The 19,351-nt window shown below is 42.6% G+C and carries 18 protein-coding genes and 1 pseudogene; all 19 read left to right on the top strand.

Features of this window, described 5'->3' with window-relative positions; translation table 11 throughout:
- The first annotated feature begins 9 nt into the window (after positions 1-9).
- On the top strand, positions 10-1,557 hold the full coding sequence (pruA, locus tag BEP19_RS17015; protein ID WP_120191145.1) for an L-glutamate gamma-semialdehyde dehydrogenase: 1,548 nt from the start codon (positions 10-12) through the stop codon (positions 1,555-1,557).
- Between the two features lie 115 nt (positions 1,558-1,672).
- Complete coding sequence (locus BEP19_RS17010; protein ID WP_120191144.1) at positions 1,673-2,626, top strand: MraY family glycosyltransferase; 954 nt, start codon at positions 1,673-1,675, stop codon at positions 2,624-2,626.
- 64 nt (positions 2,627-2,690) lie between these two features.
- A complete protein-coding gene (locus tag BEP19_RS17005; protein ID WP_120191143.1) occupies positions 2,691-3,005 on the top strand; it encodes a YbjQ family protein in 315 nt (104 codons plus the stop codon).
- An 84-nt stretch (positions 3,006-3,089) separates the two neighbouring features.
- Complete coding sequence (gene gatC / locus BEP19_RS17000; protein ID WP_120191142.1) at positions 3,090-3,383, top strand: Asp-tRNA(Asn)/Glu-tRNA(Gln) amidotransferase subunit GatC; 294 nt, start codon at positions 3,090-3,092, stop codon at positions 3,381-3,383.
- A gap of 13 nt (positions 3,384-3,396) precedes the next feature.
- Complete coding sequence (gene gatA / locus BEP19_RS16995; protein ID WP_120191141.1) at positions 3,397-4,857, top strand: Asp-tRNA(Asn)/Glu-tRNA(Gln) amidotransferase subunit GatA; 1,461 nt, start codon at positions 3,397-3,399, stop codon at positions 4,855-4,857.
- Positions 4,858-4,875: 18 nt separating this feature from the next.
- The gene (gatB, locus tag BEP19_RS16990) at positions 4,876-6,309 is read left to right on the top strand and encodes an Asp-tRNA(Asn)/Glu-tRNA(Gln) amidotransferase subunit GatB (protein ID WP_120191140.1); all 1,434 of its coding nucleotides are present in this window, start codon (positions 4,876-4,878) and stop codon (positions 6,307-6,309) included.
- 138 nt (positions 6,310-6,447) lie between these two features.
- Positions 6,448-7,350: a diacylglycerol kinase gene (locus BEP19_RS16985; RefSeq protein ID WP_120191139.1), complete on the top strand. Its 903-nt coding sequence runs from the start codon at positions 6,448-6,450 to the stop codon at positions 7,348-7,350.
- On the top strand, positions 7,347-8,726 hold the full coding sequence (gene rlmD / locus BEP19_RS16980; protein ID WP_120191138.1) for a 23S rRNA (uracil(1939)-C(5))-methyltransferase RlmD: 1,380 nt from the start codon (positions 7,347-7,349) through the stop codon (positions 8,724-8,726). The genes BEP19_RS16985 and rlmD overlap by 4 nt, the downstream gene beginning before the upstream one ends.
- Before the next feature lie 318 nt (positions 8,727-9,044).
- Positions 9,045-9,473 (top strand): hypothetical protein, encoded by a 429-nt coding sequence (locus tag BEP19_RS16975; protein ID WP_120191137.1) that lies wholly within the window; start codon positions 9,045-9,047, stop codon positions 9,471-9,473.
- Positions 9,433-9,601, top strand: a pseudogene (locus tag BEP19_RS18060) (tyrosine-type recombinase/integrase); the annotation flags it as partial. The gene BEP19_RS16975 and the pseudogene BEP19_RS18060, both read left to right, overlap by 41 nt.
- Before the next feature lie 26 nt (positions 9,602-9,627).
- Entirely contained in the window at positions 9,628-10,035 is a 408-nt protein-coding gene (locus BEP19_RS16965) for a nucleotidyltransferase substrate binding protein (RefSeq protein WP_120191136.1), read from the top strand.
- A gap of 309 nt (positions 10,036-10,344) precedes the next feature.
- Complete coding sequence (locus BEP19_RS16960; protein WP_120191135.1) at positions 10,345-10,608, top strand: hypothetical protein; 264 nt, start codon at positions 10,345-10,347, stop codon at positions 10,606-10,608.
- A 378-nt stretch (positions 10,609-10,986) separates the two neighbouring features.
- Positions 10,987-11,805 carry a hypothetical protein gene (locus BEP19_RS16955; protein ID WP_120191134.1) on the top strand — a complete coding sequence of 273 codons (819 nt, stop codon included), beginning with the start codon at positions 10,987-10,989 and terminating at the stop codon, positions 11,803-11,805.
- A 385-nt stretch (positions 11,806-12,190) separates the two neighbouring features.
- The gene (locus tag BEP19_RS16950) at positions 12,191-13,105 is read left to right on the top strand and encodes a tyrosine-type recombinase/integrase (RefSeq protein ID WP_120191133.1); all 915 of its coding nucleotides are present in this window, start codon (positions 12,191-12,193) and stop codon (positions 13,103-13,105) included.
- 440 nt (positions 13,106-13,545) lie between these two features.
- Positions 13,546-14,499, top strand: a complete 954-nt coding sequence (locus BEP19_RS16945; protein WP_120191132.1) for an NAD(P)-dependent oxidoreductase — start codon at positions 13,546-13,548, stop codon at positions 14,497-14,499.
- Positions 14,500-15,012: 513 nt separating this feature from the next.
- Entirely contained in the window at positions 15,013-15,390 is a 378-nt protein-coding gene (locus tag BEP19_RS16940; RefSeq protein ID WP_120191131.1) for a TIGR02328 family protein, read from the top strand.
- 224 nt (positions 15,391-15,614) lie between these two features.
- On the top strand, positions 15,615-16,223 hold the full coding sequence (locus BEP19_RS16935; RefSeq protein WP_120191130.1) for a hypothetical protein: 609 nt from the start codon (positions 15,615-15,617) through the stop codon (positions 16,221-16,223).
- Positions 16,224-16,232: 9 nt separating this feature from the next.
- Positions 16,233-16,865 (top strand): OmpA family protein, encoded by a 633-nt coding sequence (locus BEP19_RS16930; RefSeq protein WP_120191129.1) that lies wholly within the window; start codon positions 16,233-16,235, stop codon positions 16,863-16,865.
- 172 nt (positions 16,866-17,037) lie between these two features.
- Complete coding sequence (locus BEP19_RS16925) at positions 17,038-19,320, top strand: ATP-binding cassette domain-containing protein (RefSeq protein WP_120191128.1); 2,283 nt, start codon at positions 17,038-17,040, stop codon at positions 19,318-19,320.
- Positions 19,321-19,351: the final 31 nt, after the last annotated feature.

Raw genomic sequence — 19,351 nt, 5'->3', positions numbered from 1 at the left:
GGATTTTATTTGGTAACGCCGTTTCGTCCTGAACCGTTTACCGATTTTACAAACGAACAACAACAATTGGAATACAAACAAGCGTTGCTCCATGTTCAACAGCAACTTGGCAAGGATTATGAGTTGATTATTGATGGAGAGAGAATCAGAACGGAAAATAAGATTGTCTCGATCAACCCGGCGAACACAGATCAAGTGATAGGCGTTGTCGCAAAAGCGGATGTGGCTCTTGCTGAAAAAGCGATCCAAACAGCGGCAAAGACGTTTGAAAGTTGGAAGTCCGTTGCGCCTGAACAACGGGCGCGCTATTTGTTTAAAGCGGCGGCGATTTTAAGAAGGCGAAAACATGAATTTTCCGCGTGGTTGACAGTTGAAGCGGGGAAAAGTTGGCCGGAAGCGGACGCGGATACAGCGGAAGCGATTGATTTTATGGAATACTACGCCAGGCAAATGTTGCGTCTAGCGGAACGTCAACCGTTGACACGGCTTGCGGGTGAAGACAATGAGCTCTACTATATTCCGCTAGGCGTTGGAATTGTCATACCGCCATGGAATTTTCCGTTAGCGATTATGGTTGGGATGACGACTGCCGCCCTAGTAGCAGGGAATACGGTCGTGCTGAAGCCAGCAAGCGCCACACCGATCATTGCCGCAAAGTTTATGGAAGTTTTGGAGGAGGCGGGTGTGCCCGCGGGAGTGGTTAACTACTTGCCTGGGCAAGGTTCGGAAATTGGTGACTACTTAGTGGACCATCCGTTAACACGATTTATCAGTTTTACGGGGTCACGGGAAGTTGGATTGCGGATCCATGAACGAGCGGCCAAGGTCCAGTCAGGACAAAAGTGGATGAAACGTTTTATCGCTGAAATGGGTGGAAAAGATGCGATCGTTGTAGATAAAGAGGCTGATTTGGAGTTAGCGGCGCAAGGCATTGTTACGTCTGCGTTTGGATTTTCTGGTCAAAAGTGCTCGGCATGTTCGCGGGCAATCATCCATCAGGATGTGTACGATCAAGTTTTGGATAGGGTGACGGCATTGACTGAACAACTAACCGTCGGTGACCCCCAAGACCCCACCTTTTATACGGGGCCTGTGATAGATCAGCAAGCGTATCAAAAAACGCTGGACTATATTGAGATCGGGAAGAAGGAAGGCGTGTTAGTCACAGGTGGCAAGCGTGGAGACGGTCCAGGATATTTCATTCAACCGACGGTCTTTTCCGATGTCCACCCTAAAGCGAGGATCATGCAAGAAGAAATATTTGGACCTGTCGTTGCCTTTACAAAAGCTCGCGATTTTGACCATGCTTTAGAAATTGCCAACCAGACAGAATATGGATTGACAGGATCTGTGTATTCAACCAATCGAGTACACTTAGAAAAAGCGAGGGAATCGTTCCACACCGGAAATTTGTATTTTAATCGGAAGTGCACGGGAGCGATCGTTGGCGTTCACCCATTTGGCGGATTTAATATGTCAGGGACAAACTCAAAAGCGGGCGGCCCTGACTACTTATCCCTCTTTACACAAGCAAAACTTGTTTCTGAAAGGCTTTAATCGATACAGGCTGGCCATCGAATCGTCTGACCTCCAAATTGAGGAAAGGCGATTCTTTTTATTTTTTTTGGTCACACTAAACACGAATAATAAATCTAAAAGGGCGCGGTATAGTATGATTTCGTATGTAGTCGTTTCCCTTTTTACGTTTATAGCCGTGTATCTGTTAATTCCAGTGACCAAAAGATGGGCTGAGCGATTGGGAGTCGTGGATCGACCGAATTCCCGCAAAATCCATAGTCGTCCGATCCCGTTATCGGGTGGGCTGGCTATTTATCTCGGAACCAATGTTACTTTGTTTTTGTTTTTTGACATCACGCCGCTTCATATCGCATTAAGTTGGGGCGGATTCATTTTGTTGTTGATTGGATTGGTTGATGATTGGTACAAATCAAAAGGACAAGACTTTCCCGCTTGGGCGAAATTAATCGGTCAAGTGGCAAGCGCGGCTCTTGTTTATATGATTGGTATCCGTTTTTTCGGAATTAGACAGTTTTGGACGGAAGAGGGGTTGTACCTGTTTCCCAATTGGCTTGCATTTATAGCGACGGTCATTTGGATCGTTGCTTTTGTCAATATGATTAATTTTCTAGATGGGATGGATGGGTTAGCCGGCGGGATTACGGTGATTTCTTCGCTGACGTTATTTACGATCGCGATACTGCGGCAACAAGCCGATGTCGCCGTCCTTGCGGTGATTTTAATCGGCGGTAGCCTCGCTTTTCTCAGACATAATTTTCATCCTGCAACCATTTTTTTAGGTGATGCCGGTTCGATGTTTTTAGGATATGCGATCGGGGTCACGTCTTTATACGGAGCGATGAAAAGCGCGACAGCTGTCACCTTTTTAGTCACCATTTTAGCGTTTGGCGTGCCTTTTTTCGATACGATTCAAGTCGTTTTCGCTCGGTTACGGGCGGGAATTCCCATTTATCACGCGGACAAGCGACACGTTCACCACCGCTTATTAAAAACGGGCTTAACGCAAACACAGGCCGTGCTAGTTATTTACGCGATTGGGATTGGTTTTTCTATCCTCTCATTAGCGTTGTACCTATTTTCCAGTTAAAACGAAACCTATTCGTTGGAACTAACGTAAAAAAGGTTAGCCTATACAGAGAGGGGAAAGTCGCGTGTTAATGACAACGACAAGCACGGTGCAAGGTAGGGAAGTTGAAACCTATATTTCTGTCGTTTCCAGTGAAGTAATCTTGGGAGCGAATGTGGTTCGGGATTTTTTAGCGGGGATTACGGATTTTATCGGCGGCAGAAGCGGAGCGTATGAGACTAAATTATCTGAAGGACGCGAAGTGGCTTTACGTGAGCTGGAAGAAAAAGCGAAGCGGTTTGGGGCCAATGCGGTAATCGGGATTGATCTCGACTTTGAAACGTTGCGTGAAGGAATGATGATGGTCATCGCTACGGGAACCGCTGTAAAAATTAAGTAATGGAACGCGGGCTTCGTCTAATTGCGAGGCCCTTTACTATTTGGTATGATTTAGATTGGTGTTAATTAATGGAGGTGGACGGAAATGAGCGGGATTACCAAAGAGCAAGTGGAGCATGTTGCTGATCTTGCGCGACTGAATCTTTCCGATGAGGAAGCAGAAAAGTACACGATCCAGCTGAATGATATTTTAACTTTCTTTGAAAAGCTTAAAGATGTGGACACAACTAACGTGGAACCGACGAGTCATGTCATGCCGATCTACAATGTGATGAGGGAAGATGAAAACAGACCTTCTGTCAAGCGTGAGGAAGCATTGAAAAATGCCCCGGATCATGATGAAGGACATTTTAAAGTTCCAGCGGTAATGGAAGAATAGAGGAGGCGCGGGGATGTCCATTTTTGATAAGAAGATTACGGAACTACATAATGCGTTAGAGCAAAAGCAAGTGTCTGTTTCAGAATTGATCGATGCCTCTTTTCAAAGAATTAAACAAACAGACGATCAATTAAAAGCCTTTTTGACGCTGAATGAAGAACAAGCGAAACAAAAGGCGAAACAATTAGATGAGCAAGGCAGTCTGCAAGGAGAACGAGGCCTCTTGTTTGGTTTGCCGATCGCCGTGAAGGATAACATTGTAACCGAACATGTCACGACAACGGCGGGCAGTAAAATGTTAGAAAACTACGATCCGATTTACAATGCGACGGTGATGGATCGAATTTGCGCCTCCGAATCCATTTTAATCGGAAAAACAAATATGGATGAGTTCGGGATGGGTGGTTCAACGGAAAACTCAGCTTTCCAAGTAACGGTGAACCCATGGAATAAGGAATATGTGCCCGGAGGATCGAGCGGCGGTTCTGCAGCTGCAGTCGCGGCCCGTCAAGCTTTCTTTGCGCTTGGATCGGATACAGGGGGATCGATTCGACAACCAGCCGCTTATTGTGGCGTTGTTGGATTAAAGCCAACTTATGGCTTAGTTTCTCGTTTTGGCCTTATTTCTTATGCTTCATCATTGGATACGATTGGACCCATCACGAAGAATGTGGAGGACGCGGCGTATCTTCTTTCTGTTTTGGCTGCTCATGATCCATATGATTCCACATCCGCGGACGTGGACGTACCCGACTATATTTCTGCTTTAAACGGGAATGTGAAAGGTCTCAAAGTGGGCGTGCCCAAAGAATTGCTTGGCGAAGGAGTCGACCAAGAAATTAAGGACAAGATTCAACAAGCATTAAAAACGTTGGAAGGGATGGGCGCGATCGTCGAGGAAGTTTCTTTGCCTCATACGGAATATGCTGTTCCTACCTATTATATTTTGGGCCCATCGGAAGCTTCGTCTAATCTTGCTCGTTATGATGGTGTTCGCTTTGGGATGCGCAGTGAAAGCGGAAACGACCTGATTCAGATGTATAAAGAGACGAGAAGTCAAGGTTTTGGAGCGGAAGTGAAGCGTCGAATTATGCTCGGAACGTATGCCCTTAGCTCGGGTTACTATGACGCCTATTATAAAAAGGCCCAGCAAGTTCGAACGTTGATCAAACAAGATTTTGACGAATTGTTTGCTAATTATGATGTGCTGATTGGACCGACAACGCCGACAACGGCTTATAAGATCGGGGAGAAAGTCGCTGATCCATTAAAAATGTATCTGAATGACATCTGCACGGCGCCAGTTAATTTGGCGGGAATCCCTGCGATTAGTGTACCTTGCGGTTTAACGAACGACGGATTGCCTGTTGGATTGCAAATTATGGGTAAACACTTTGACGAATCGACAGTCTTGCGCGTCGCTCACGCATTTGAACAGCAGACTGATCATCATTCAGCGCGTCCGCAGCTGTAAAAGGGGGGAAAAGAAAATATGAATTACGAAACGGTTATCGGTTTAGAAGTGCATGCTGAGTTATCAACGAATACGAAGATTTTCTGTGGGTGTCCAACTGAATTTGGGGCGCCGCCGAATACACATACGTGTCCGATTTGTTTAGGTCATCCTGGCGTATTGCCGTTGCTTAATAAACGAGCCGTAGAGTTTGCGATTAAAGCGTCGCTTGCCCTAAATTGTCAGATCGGTGAAATTTCAAAATTTGACCGCAAGAACTATTTTTACCCTGACTTGCCGAAAGCTTATCAAATCTCGCAACAAGATCAACCGATCGGTCAAAATGGTTGGATTGATATTGTCGTAAATGGAGAAACGAAACGGATTCGGATTAACCGTCTACACTTAGAGGAAGACGCGGGGAAATTGATCCACTCCGATTATGATGACGCCACGCTAGCTGACTATAATCGTTCTGGTGTGCCGCTGGTGGAAATTGTTTCAGAAGCAGATCTGCGCAGTCCCGAGGAAGCGCGCGCTTATTTAGAAAAAGTTCGTTCCATTCTGCAATATTGTGAAGTGTCTGATGTAAGGATGGAGGAAGGTTCCTTACGTTGCGACGCCAACATTAGTTTGCGCCCATTTGGACAAGCAGAATTTGGCACAAAGGCGGAACTTAAAAATATGAACTCATTCCGAAACGTGCAACGTGGACTTGAATATGAACAAATTCGCCAAGCGGAGTTACTCAACAAAGGGGAACTGATCGTTCAAGAAACGCGTCGTTGGGATGACGCCAATGCCCGCACACTATCGATGCGAGGGAAAGAAGAAGCGAACGATTACCGCTACTTCCCGGATCCGGACCTCGTTCATCTCGAAATTAGTCGCGATTGGGTTGAAGAAATTAAAACGACAATTCCTGAACTTCCGGATGCGAGACAAGCTCGATATGTTGAAGATTACGGATTGTCACAGACGGACGCGGCTATTTTAACAAGTTCAAAGGATATCTCTGACTTTTTCCAACAATCCGTGGAAACGGGCGCTGACGCGAGACAAGTGTCCAATTGGATTATGGGTGATTTAATGGGCTATTTAAACGCCGAACAAATCGAATTAAAAAACATTAAAATGACACCCGCTTCCTTTGCCGAAATGATCAAACTCATTGAAAAAGGCACGATCAGCACGAAAATCGCTAAAACCGTGTTTGGCGAAATGTTGGAAACGGGGAAAGCGCCTGAACAGATCGTCGAAGAAAAAGGATTGGTTCAAATTAGCGACGAAGGTGCGATCCGCGAGGCAGCGCTTGAAGCGATTTCGAACCATCCGCAATCGGTTCAAGACTACAAAGAAGGCAAGACCAAAGCGATCGGTTTCTTAGTGGGACAAGTGATGCGAGCGACCAAAGGGAAAGCAAATCCCGGCATGGTTAATCAGTTGCTTAAAGATGAATTGGACAAGCTATAAAATGAATTGACAGAGTAGAGGGGAGAGGACTCGATATGGGTTCCAAAAGTTCCCCTCTATTTTTTATATACAACTTCTTTCTTGCCTTTGGGTAGGATATTATGGAGAGAGACGGACAATAAAGGTGATGATAGAGAGATGAAACGCGCTCGTTTAATTTATAATCCTTCATCGGGTAGGGAAGAATTTCAAAGGAGATTGCCTGAGGTTTTAGATCTATTTGAGCAGGTCGGCTATGAAACATCTTGTCACGCTACAAAAGGAGCAGGGGATGCGTCCCTAGCGGCATCGCTAGCAATTGAACGAAACTTTGATTTAATCATCGCCGCGGGTGGAGATGGAACACTCCATGAAGTCGTTAATGGCATGGCTGAAAGAGACAACCGTCCGCCGCTCGGCATCATTCCCGCGGGAACAACCAATGACTTTGCGCGCGCGTTGGGACTGCCTTTGCGAAATGTACTCGGGGCTAGTCGCAGTATTATAGAAGGACAACCACGCGCCGTTGACATTGGTAAAATAAACAATCGTTATTTTATCAATATTGCTGGTGGCGGAGCCTTAACTGATTTAACCTATGAAGTGCCAACGAGATTAAAGACGCTGTTGGGACAGCTTGCTTATTACATAAAAGGAATTGAGAAACTTCCCTTTATTCGTCCGAGTCGGGTGCGAATCGAAACCGATGAGCAAATCATTGATGAAGAGATCACACTTTTTTTGATCTCAAACAGCAATTCGGTTGGCGGTCTTGAAAAGGTGGCGCCGCATGCGGATTTAACAGATGGATTATTCGACTGTATTATTTTACGAAAGACTTCGCTGCCCGATCTAGTTCGGATTGCGACGAATGTCATTAGAGGGGATCATATTAAAGATCCACAGGTAATTTATTTTCAAACGAAACAGTTGAAGGTGACTTCATCTTCACAAGTAATGTTAAACCTCGATGGGGAGTTAGGCGGACAACTGCCGATGAGCTTTTCGGTTTTACCCCAACACATTGAAGTGATCATGCCGCAGGAACAGGTGAAAATATGAGTAAAAAACAAGTGATTCCGGTAAAAAAAAATGAACAAATAGAACTAATAGTATCCGACCTCAGTCACGATGGACAGGGTGTGGGAAGGTTTGAAGGTTATACCTTGTTTATCCCGCAAGCATTGCCAGGTGAACGGATCAAAGCGCAAGTGATGCAAACAGGCAAAAAATATGGGTTTGCCAAAATGCTCGAGGTTTTACAACCGAACGAACATCGCGTTAAACCCGATTGTCCACTTTTCGATCAGTGTGGCGGGTGCGCTTTGCAGCATCTGAATTATGAAGAACAGCTAGCTCAGAAAAGGATACTAGTAGAGGACAATTTGCGGCGCATCGGGAAAATAGAACACGCCGTTGTTCATCCGACAGTAGGAATGGAGGACCCGTGGCGTTATCGAAATAAGGCGCAGGTGCCGTTTGGCGAGGAAGAAGGTGGGCTTGTCGCTGGATTCTATGCCCCTCGCAGCCATCAAATTATTAATATGGAATCGTGCTTAATTCAGCATCAAAAAAGTGATGAAATCATCGAGTTGGTAAAAGAAGTGGCTACCTCCCTTTGCATTCGAGCGTACGATGAGCAAACGGGAACAGGCCTGCTCCGCCATGTCATTGTGAGAGTCGGCTTCCAAACAGGGGAGATTATGGTTGTTTTGATCATCAACGATGATAAACTTCCAGAAAAAGACAAGCTAGTTAATCAACTGATTAATGAAGTGGACGGCTTAAAAAGCATTGTCCTCAATATAAATAAACGGAAAACGAATGTGATTATGGGCGAACGAACGAAAGTCATTTGGGGCGAACCGCATATACACGACTACATCGGCAACGTAAAATTTGCAATCTCCGCTCGCTCCTTTTACCAAGTTAATCCCGTTCAAACCGAAGTCCTTTACAATCAAGCGCTGGCTTTTGCCAATCTATCTGGAACCGAAACCGTGATCGACGCCTACTGTGGGATCGGCACCATCTCTTTGTTTTTGGCGCAAAAAGCGAGACAGGTATACGGAGTTGAGATCGTGCCAGAAGCGATTGCTGACGCGAAGCGCAATGCGCGCTTGAATGCGATGGACAATGTGGAGTTTGCCGTTGGCGAGGCGGAGAAGATTATACCTTGGTGGTACGCGCAGGGCATTGTCGCTGACGTCGTTGTTGTGGACCCGCCGCGCAAAGGCTGTGATCAACAACTGTTAGATACGCTGATCAAAATGAAGCCGCAACGCATCGTCTACGTATCGTGCAACCCCGGCACGTTAGCTCGGGATCTACGGATTTTGGAAGACGGTGGATATGTGACGAAAGAAGTTCAACCCGTTGATATGTTTCCGCAAACGATGCATGTGGAGTGTGTTGCGTTGGTAGAGTTAAGGGTATAGCCTTAAAATAAAATCTCGGCAAAAGCTCCTGATTGGTATTTTCATTACAAGCCCCCTAACAGACTTCTTTAATAAATAATTATATTACTGTTGACGGTAATGTAAATAGTTGGATCGGTTCTCCCCGATCTCGAAGGTAGTGGTTTTTAATAACCACTACCTTCGAGATTATTTAGCATGTGGATATAAGATGAATGTATCTGTTTTTAGTAGAATTGTTTGTCTTTTGCGCCCCCTCCTTTCTTTCGGGAAAAGGAATGCGGGGCTGATCTCGGTATAGCCAATATATTGTATCATCATTAAATGTGGAGGATATACATGAAACGGTTTGGAGTTATCTTGGGATTAACAGTAGCTATTGTTGCGGCGTTTATAATTGTAAATAAATCATACTATCCTCCTCTACCAATAAATAATTTATCAGCAAAAGAGGTAATTGGAAAATTAAAAAAATCGGATGAAAAGATAGTAAAGATAACAGAAAATGAGAATTACATTTGGTACATTACAAGAACTGAAAATGAAGGTATTTTAATAGCCAATGAAAATATAAAACAAATGATTGGATCAAGGGGATGGAAATTCAAAGAGCAAAATGGCGCTGGTCTGTTCTTTGAAAAAGAGGGAGAAGGATTAATTGTTACTACTCAAATGTGGACTAAAAAATATGTGCTTGTTCAGGCGCAAAATAAATTCATGGAACGGGAAGAATCTGTCCCCGCATATGTTTCGGGATACGTTTTGTAAGTGGATGTTAAAAGCAACGAGCATTGATTATAAAAAGAGTGCGACGATTGGCGGGTCACAGTAACATTACGACCACTTCCCGTTATTTGAAGGAAAGTTATGAGGATAAAGGAAACCTTGATTTCTAATATAAACAAAGAGGGGGTCGTTATCTATGAGCAAGGAAAGGCTCTTCGAGAGGCTGAATGATTATAAACGAGCGACGACTAGATTAAATGAAGCAACCAAGATTCAACCGATTGAGGATATTGTTTATGATGGTGTCATTCAGCGATTTGAATTCACTTTCGAACTGAGTTGGAAGTTGATGAAACAGTTCTTAGAATACAATGGAATTAGTGAAATAAGAAGTCCTCGCTCTACGATCCGAGAGGCATTTACTTATGGATTAATTAAAGATGAGGAACAGTGGATCGATATGATGGTAGATTGGAATAAGACTTCTCATCTTTATGACGAAGAGGAAGTTAAACTCATTTATGAAAAAATAAAAAGTTACTACAGCGATCTTTTATCCAACTTGTACGGGAGGATAGAGGAAGAGATGACAAAGGTAAAGTAAAGGTTTTATACCGCAAAAAGACAGCTTTATTAACGAGGAACTGCGGGAAAACTTTTCTGATTTACTTTTCGTTTACGGCGCCATACCTCTATCGAAATTTAGATCAACATGGGTCGAGCCTTTAAAGTGGAGTTTGGATTCTTCAGGTGCATTAACGAGTGGGAGATCTGAAGGAAAGATGAGTGATTGAAGCGGCTTATATATTTTTTTTCTAGAAAAAAGAACGAGGGATCTCGAAATGGGATTTTATAAATTCGATTATCTGATATGATTTCCTTAAATAAACAATTAGAAGGAGGAGGTCAGGAAATGTTTAAGACCTGGAAAGGGAGAAGGCTGCCATTTTTGGCGCTGGATATTTTGTTGATCATTTTCATTTTTCATGCGATTCTTATTACGCTTATGACTCCACTGTCTTTACTTCCTTTGGTATGGGGCATACTGGGCTTAGCATTTTTGAATCAGGGAGTAGAGATGTTTGTTACAAACAAACGACAGTATTTTGTTTTAACCCTATCGACATCGGTATTTTTAATTTTCGTATCCGTTTACCAATATTTTGGATCTGTTTAAGTAAAGAGATGAGGAATATTCTTTTCTAAAGTAGAGTTTTTTAAAAGATTACTTCTAATCCCGAAGGTGAAGATTTTTAAAATCGGGAATTTCACGGATTTATTTGGCATGCAGATGTACCGATTGATGGCAATCTTTTTTGGTGAGATAGTTCTTCCCTTCCCCGCGCTTTTGGTACAACCGAGGGGAAAACAGGGCTTATCTCGGTAACAGTGTTACTCAGTAACTACGATGGGGAGGTAAGGTTTTCACGAACATTGCTTGCCCAAGGCGGCATAAAAAAAGAGCATTGCCGTAATTGAAAGCGATAAAGCTAAAGCAAAAGATGCAATTAGAACTGTACAACAGGGAGCGAAAAAATATACAAGGCGGTACTTAATGCGTAAAAAATTTGGTAATTACGGTATCCCACATACACTCCAAAGATTAATAGATTTACAAAATATTCTTGGTGATCCTGAACAATTTTATCTTGGTCTAAATTTTTATCTTTGTCTTGGAAACTTCAGGTATTTTAATACACCAAGTGATGTGATCGTATTTGGAAATATTGGTGTAGACGGTATCCATTATGGATTTCTTACTGATTACAGTTCTGTAACTGATCTTGAGGTAGCCCCTATTGTTTGTGTTTGTCCAATGGATTTTGAACGTCCAGCTCGTATAGTGGCAAGAAATCTATGTGAATTTTTAAGGGTCAATCTGACTGACAGTGAATTGTTCTATAACCATTTTCAAGGTGAAGATAATTATTTAGCAACTAAAGAACAATGGATTGCAGAGGCATATCAACCATCTCAAAGTGAAAGATTAGTTCTTGAGAAAGTCAGAAGGTTCTTAATGGGAAATCTCCAAATCCCTATTATTGATAATCCGTATGGGTATGTTCAAAGGATTGGATTAGAAAGGCAAGCAAAAGTAAGTATACAAACACAGGATGGGATAGGAGTTATAACTCCACTTTCTCAACATGAAAAGCACATACCATTCCTAATTCAAAATGATACATATCCTGATTTAGAGTCGTTACAGGAATATCTTCAATCCTCACCGATTGCCTCAAGACTTGCATTATTTAGGGACATTCAGCTTAATTATCTTCCGCAAGATAACCAAGAACTATATAAGATAATGATTGACTCTATGTTTAATTTAGAACTTATTGATGAAGCCAACCGATTATCAGACGATATTTAAAACGTCTGTGGAACTAAAACCTTTAAACAAGCCAGACAAAACCGTTATGTTGTATGTGATTTATTAGAAAAGTCCATTAGTCACGCTTCAAGAACCAAGAATTAAATATTAAAACGAAGATTTATTTTTACAATCATTTCAATAATCGGCGGTGTAAAAGTTTCTGGAATCATCGGTGAGGGTAAATTTCCTGTATGATTTGTTAAGCCAAAGGAGGCTTCTTCTACGTCAATCCAATCTAATTCTGGGACATCTTGAATTTTACCGATAACGCTGAATAAAGGGGGAAAGATATGCTATACTCAGCGCATAAGATTCAAAAAAGATGGTTTTTAACGTTTTTTAAAATTTTTAACTCGGCGCATAAGTGAAAGGGGACGTTCTCATGATTTCAGACTACCTCAACGACCTTCGGCAAAGCGGCAGATCAGCTCATACAGTGAAAGCATATGAAAGAGATTTACATCATTTTTTTGAAGAAAGCCATCTTCAGCCGAACGATTGTATCACCGAGACCGATATTCACAAATGGATTCGGTGGATGATGCGGCCGACCGAAGGCAAGCCCCTAGCGATCGCGACGATCAACCGACGGTTAAACGCGTTGCGCGGTTTTTATGGATGGGCTGTTCGAAATAAAAAGGTGAGTCAGAATCCGATGCTCGACATCACGTATTTAAAATCGGCCGATGAAGATCACGAGAAGATTATGTGGCTGACGGAAGAGGAATTCGAAGATCTGTTGCGGAGGATGAGAGAAACGCCCGTAAGAAGTCGGGGTGTCGATTTTGAGGAAAAATATAGACGGGATCGGGCGATTGTGTATTTATTTACGTACACCGGGCTGCGTGTGGAAGAAGTTTCTCATTTGAATCTGACCGACTTGGACTTAGACATGAAGCGGATCCGCGTCTTGGGAAAAGGACAAAAGGCGCGGATGATTCCTATTTCAAACACCTTGTTTCTCGAATTGCAAGATTGGCTGCGGTTTCGAGCAGAGATAGCAACCAAAAAAGAGCATGTAGCTGAATCGCTGTACGTGTTTTATAGCCAACGGTCTTCTCAGTTTTCCATTCGCGGTATTCAAACGATGATTGAAGGTTACAGTACTTCAGAAAAGAAACTAAGCCCGCATATGTTTCGGCATACGTTTTGTAAATGGATGTTAAAGGCCACGGGGAATGATATTGAGAAAGTAAGGCGATTAGTCGGCCATAGTAATATTGCAACCACTTCGCGTTATTTAAAAGATAGTTATGAGGATCTTGCTGATGCTGTTGATTCGTTACCGTGTTTTTAAGAGGTATAGTCTATTCTCCAACGGGAAGGAATTAGAAGAATTGGAGCTAGTATAGATGTATGGACACCGTTTAGTTAAGTCTCTATCATAAGAAATAGAGAGGACGTGTCCGAAATGAAACCCAAGCATATGAATGCTAGTTTAATAGTAGGCCAATAAAGAGAAAAACGCTGGGAAAAAAGTAGACCACCATAATCAAATGGTGGAAAATTGCTGTGCAGAAACAACCTGAAAAATTATTCCTGGAATTTTAAGAACAAATAATCAGTCTTCCTTGATCGGTGATTGTGTAACCTATGTTTGAAAACTCGAGATACTATTGTAATTTACCTTGAAAGGTATTTTAAAAAATGCCTGAATAATCATATGCTTAGATAACAAGTTAACCAAGGTAACAGTATTATGAAATGTAACTATAGAAAAATGGAGGAAAGAAAAAAATGAAAATTGTAATCGTAGAGTCTCTAGGAATTAGTGAGAAAGAGTTCAATAGAATATCAAAACCATTAGCCGATAATGGTCATGAGTTAGTTGTCTATGATGATGGGAAATTAGATGATGAGACTCTTAAAATGAGGATCAAAGACGCAGAGATTTTAGTGCTCGCTAATACGCCACTGAGTGGTGAAGTGATCGATGTTGCAGAAAAATTAAAATATATTTCAGTAGCCTTCACTGGTTATAATCATATCGATTTAGAAAAGTGTAAAGAGAAAGGAATCCAAGTCTCAAATGCCGGAGGTTATAGCACAAATTCTGTAGCAGAACTTACTTTTGGGCTAATAATTTCCCTGTTACGTAGTATTGTACCTTTAGAAGATGTAGTCAGAGAAGGAGGTACAAAGGATGGCTACAGACAGACTGATTTAAAGGGCAAAACCTTGGGAATATTAGGTACTGGAGACATAGGTAGCGCAGTAGCTGAAATAGGTTTAGCTTTTGGCTGTCACGTCATTGCTTATAACAGAAGCGAAAAGCAAGAACTGATAGATAAAGGTGTAGAATATAAGTCGTTAGATGAAGTCTTAGAGACGAGTGATATTGTCACCATTCATATGCCACTAACAGATGAAACCAAAAGCTTAATTGATAAAGATAAGCTAGCATTGATGAAAGCTAGTTCAATCTTAATCAACACAGCAGTTGGACCAATTGTTGATAATGATGCATTGGCAGAAGCGTTGCGCAATGGGATAATCGCTGGCGCCGGTTTAGATAGAGTGGATATGGAACCACCCATTCCCGCAGATTATCCTATCCTAAATGCCCCGAATACTGTTCATGTTCCGCATATCGGATTTGCAACAGATGAAGCTATGATAAGAAGAGCCGAAATTACATTTAACAATATTATTAAATGGGAAAAAGGCGAACAAGAAAATATAGTTATTTAAAATAGCCCAAAACAAACCTATCGTCACGATAGGTTTGTTTTTTTAAAAATGCCATCTCAAAGACTGCGCTTGTATACTGACTGCCTAAATCGGTATACGCTAAATAAGAACCTCTCTTGGCAGTTGGACTTCAACCGCGTATCTATGGGTATATACGACTCCAAAAGGAATCTTTTTTTGTGGATTGGAACCAGTGAATACGGCCACGGGAGGAGAGGGAGCAGCGGCCCCGGTGGATATGATCGACAATTTCGATATATGGGCGACTACCGCTTTTTACGCTACGCCGGGTGCCATAGAGAAAATGAGTCCCTATTAGCCACCAGAGTATAGCCCAAATTTGCTAAAATAATTCGACAGAATGCGCTATGATAAGTCTAAATACCCAAAGTATGGTAGATATAACTGAAAAGCTAGTTGAAGATATGGAGAATTAACAAATTGATCTATGCTGATTATACGCTGCTAAGTAGTCCTGCAGCCTCGTGATCTTCGAATGGGGGAAGTGAAGAATTGCGACTATGGCACGAAGATTTATTAGACCGTTTACCGAGACAACAATTGTTGGGTCAACATCGAGAGTGTTGCGCGCTGCGTGGAAATGGGTGGATGAAAAAACATGCAACCGTAGATTATGTATTTGCATATTCGCCTTATAAATTATACCAGTACCATATGAAAGTCATTCAAGAAATGAAGCGAAGAGGCTATAACAATGATCCACTATGGGAAGACGCCTCGTATCGCGGAAAAAGCCGTGATCCGCATGAGCAACTAGATGAAATCGAATGGATGACTCCAATTTATAAGGAACATGATCAAGAATACCTAATAGAGTGTATTTTGAACTTACAAACAAAAGGAATTGTTTGTGAAAAGATAAGTCGTTAAATCACCAGCATAAATATAGTAGAATTGGAGCGCATGGCGCGCAAATGAATGTACGATACATATAGGGGAAGGGTACTAGATTTAATTGGTACTTTTCCCTTATATTTGTTTCCTCCCAAATAATCTTATAATAGACTGTAGGCTTAGAGAGTTGATAAGCAGTGGAATGGGTATCTTTACATAGATAGATTTAGAGGGAAAGGTAAAAAGTGGAGGAGATTTAGATGATTAAAAAAAGATTGTTGGCTGTGTTATTGATGAGTATTTTCATCAGTGTCGTTGTTGGTTGTGGAAATAGTGAAAACGAACCTGTCGAAGCTGAGGTGGATGAAGTCGGAGAAATGTCCGATCAAGAACAGAAGGAACAAACGAGCGAGATTCAAGAAAAGGGTGATGAGGATCAGGATCGCAATGATGCTCCGACTAGCGGGAGGTCGACCAGTAACAAGGGATTACCAAACGATCTGGAGGTCAATGAACGGATTAAGCATCCAACTGGCGTAATTATGACTCTTGAAAAGGTTTCTTTTGAAGACGATTATATCGCGGTCGATTTTATGATTCAAAATGGGTATAGCGCGTATGTAAAACTTGATTTAGAGGGTGTGGAGTTAGTAGATGATACGGGATTCGAATATTCTTTTCAGCCTGTTGATTTGAGAGTGGGTAAAAATGAACGAATGGAAGGGACCCTGATTTTTGTTGGGCGTCTTGATGATAAAGCCAACTCGCTTACCCTGTCTTTTAATTCACAATCCACAGAGTCTGATGAGGAAAACGCCAATACGCAGTATCCAAAAATAGTCTTCGATCAGATTCAGATTGAGCGATAGGGTGTAACAATGAAAAGATTATGGATGATGTTATTCATTATATTATTTGTTTCCGCTTGCTCTTCATCGACAGTAAAGGAAGATCTCCAAAAAGAACCCCAAAACGAAATGATTGAGCAAGACGTTAAAGAGGATAGAGCGCCCCCAGAATCTGTTACGTTTACATCCCAGCTGCCGAAAAGCTATGTGACCAAAAGTAGTGTGGACGTATCTGAAGCGGAAAAGACGGTAATCACCGCCTTAAATGAATTTAAAGCGGAGGAGATCGGTGGTAATACGAAGCTTACTTTACCAGAAGGTATTTTGTTCGATTTTGACTCTGAGCAACTACGCCCAGAATCTGGAGACGCCATTCAAAAATTGGCGCATGTCATCAGTCTGGGGGAAGGAGCCGTGGAAATCGTGGGCCATACAGATAGTAAAGGGGCTGATGATTATAATCAACAGCTATCAGAGAGACGAGCCCAAGCTGTTTTTAACGCATTAATCGAGCAGGGAATTCCTGAAAATCGACTGACTACGGCAGGAAAAGGAGCATCTGAGCCCGTCGCCCAAAATGCGCTTAGTAACGGTTCGGACAACCCAGAAGGTAGACAGAAAAACCGTCGTGTAGAAGTAACCATACATGATTTTAACCATTAAGATAAAAATATAAAAATGAAGCTAGCGCTTGTTCAAGCGTGAAACCCCTTGATCTAATCTGAGATTAAGGGTTTTTTTAAATCATGCGCTTGCATATCGATCGTGCAATATTGAAAGACTCATATTATGGTAAAAGGAGCGGGGAAATGAATGAATCGGAAAGGACGAAAAGATGTCGGCAAGAAATGATGAAATCATCTTAAAAGGACTTAAAGAAAATAATCTGAAAAATATTGATTTAACGATACCGAAAGAAAAAATCGTTGTATTTACGGGTCTGTCGGGTTCGGGAAAGAGCTCCGTCGCTTTTGATACGTTGGCAACGGAGAGCAGAAGGCAGATGACGTTGAATTATCCGCTCTATGTCCGCAATCAAATGCCAAGGTATGAGAGACCGCGCGCCGATTTGATGCAGAACTTAAGCCCCGTTGTTGTGGTTGAACAAAGATCGGTTGGAGGGAATTCCCGTTCAACAGTCGGCACGTATATGGATTTAGATCCGTTGATTCGACTGTTATTCTCGAGAATAGGCAAGCCAGCCATCGATTCCGCCACCGATTTTTCGAGCCACAGCTCCTTTGGCATGTGCCCAGATTGCAATGGATTTGGGGAGGTTGTTGCCCCCGATTTAGATAAGATGGTCGATTTCGAGAAGTCGTTGCGGGAGTATGCGGTGCGATTTAAGCCACTGTCTCCTTCGGGTTGGCAAGGCAATTGGATGATGACGGGCGGGTTATTCGATCCGGATCTGCCGATCAAGGACTATCCTGAAGAGAAACGGAATCTGCTCCTATATGGTCCACCTGAAGGCGAAAGGGTTTTTGCTCCATTTCATACGAAAAACGGACCGCAAGATCATGAGTGGGATGGATTGTTGCCAAGGTTTACGCGGCTCTATATTAATAGAGATATTTCCAAGTTGAAGCAAGTATCCCAGGAGGATGTTTTTGCCGTTTCGACGCGCGCGACCTGTCCAACGTGCCAAGGTTCAGGCCTAAATCCGATAGTGTTGGAATGTAGAATCGACGGCCTCAATATCGCGGAATACGGTCAATTAGAATTGACGGAATTGCTACTCGAGCTGAAGAAGATCATCGACCCGATGGGGGAATCGATTGCGTCTCAAGCAATTCCGCCGATTCAGCAGCTCGTCAAAATGGGCCTTGGTTATTTAAGTTTATCGAGAAAGATGGGTACTTTGTCTGGTGGGGAAGCGCAGAGGGTGAAAATAGCGCGTCATTTAGGGAGTAGTCTAAACAATCTTACCTACATTTTTGACGAACCAAGCGCGGGTCTCCATCCGGAAGAAGTGGATTTATTAATTCAGATGCTGAAAGGTCTGAAAGAACAACATAACACGATTATCTTAATCGAACACGATCGCTCCGTGATCAAGATTGCGGATGAAATCATTGAGATGGGACCAGAAGCGGGCGTTAATGGAGGGAAAGTTGTCTATCAAGGCAATCTAGCAGGATTAAGAGGATCTAGCGCCGCAACGGTCCTCGATCACAAGTTAGAAATAAATAAAAGTCCAAGGGAAATAAATGGGCATTTTACAATAAACAGAGCCAATAACAATAACTTGAAAAACGTAAGCGTACAAATTCCCAAGCATGTTTTAGTTTCTCTATGCGGGGTATCGGGTTCTGGTAAAAGTTCGCTCATGTTTGAAGCCTTTACAGCAAGATATCCAGAAACGATTATGGTTGGACAAGGCGCTATCGGACTCTCTAGTCGTTCGACATTAGCGACCTACATGGGGATTATGGACACAATTCGGTCCCTTTTCTCAAAAGAAACGAGACAACCCGCTGGTTTGTTCAGTTTTAATTCACTAGGCGCCTGTTCCGTTTGCAAAGGAAAAGGAGTATTGACGCCAGACGTAGCATTTGCCGATCCTATAACAGTCTCATGCGAAGCGTGTGGCGGCGCGAGATATTCGAACGAATCGCTCTCTTATCGATACCGAGATAAAAATATCGAAGAGATTTTAAAGTTAACAATCGACGAGGCGATTGATTTTTTTGATATTCAGCGGATTAAAACGAGAGCTCGGACGCTTCAAGACGTTGGATTAGGGTATATGAGTTTGGGACAGACGACAAGCTCGCTAAGTGGAGGGGAAGTTCAAAGGTTAAAACTCGCGAGCCACCTTCATAAAGAAGGACAAATCTATGTATTGGATGAGCCATCTTTGGGATTACACACAAAGGATAATCGAAAGTTGCTAGATTTGTTTCAAAACATTGTAAATAGAGGGAATTCGGTTATTATCATCGAACATAATCTGGATTATATCGCGGCAAGCGATTGGGTCATTGAATTAGGCCCAGGCGGAGGGAGGCGAGGCGGTCAGATTATCTTCGAAGGCCCGCCAGCGGAGATGTTAGAGGCGGAAACGTTGACAGCGAAATGGTTGAAGGCTGGAGTTAATGAACAATTTAGGACGTGACATCGATAGTGAGCGATCGATGTCACGTCTT

Origin of the sequence: Ammoniphilus oxalaticus (assembly GCF_003609605.1) — a bacterium.
Lineage (GTDB): Bacteria > Bacillota > Bacilli > Aneurinibacillales > RAOX-1 > Ammoniphilus > Ammoniphilus oxalaticus.
The sequence above is the reverse complement of the archived record's forward strand: the minus strand, read 5'-3'. Positions and strand labels throughout refer to the sequence as shown.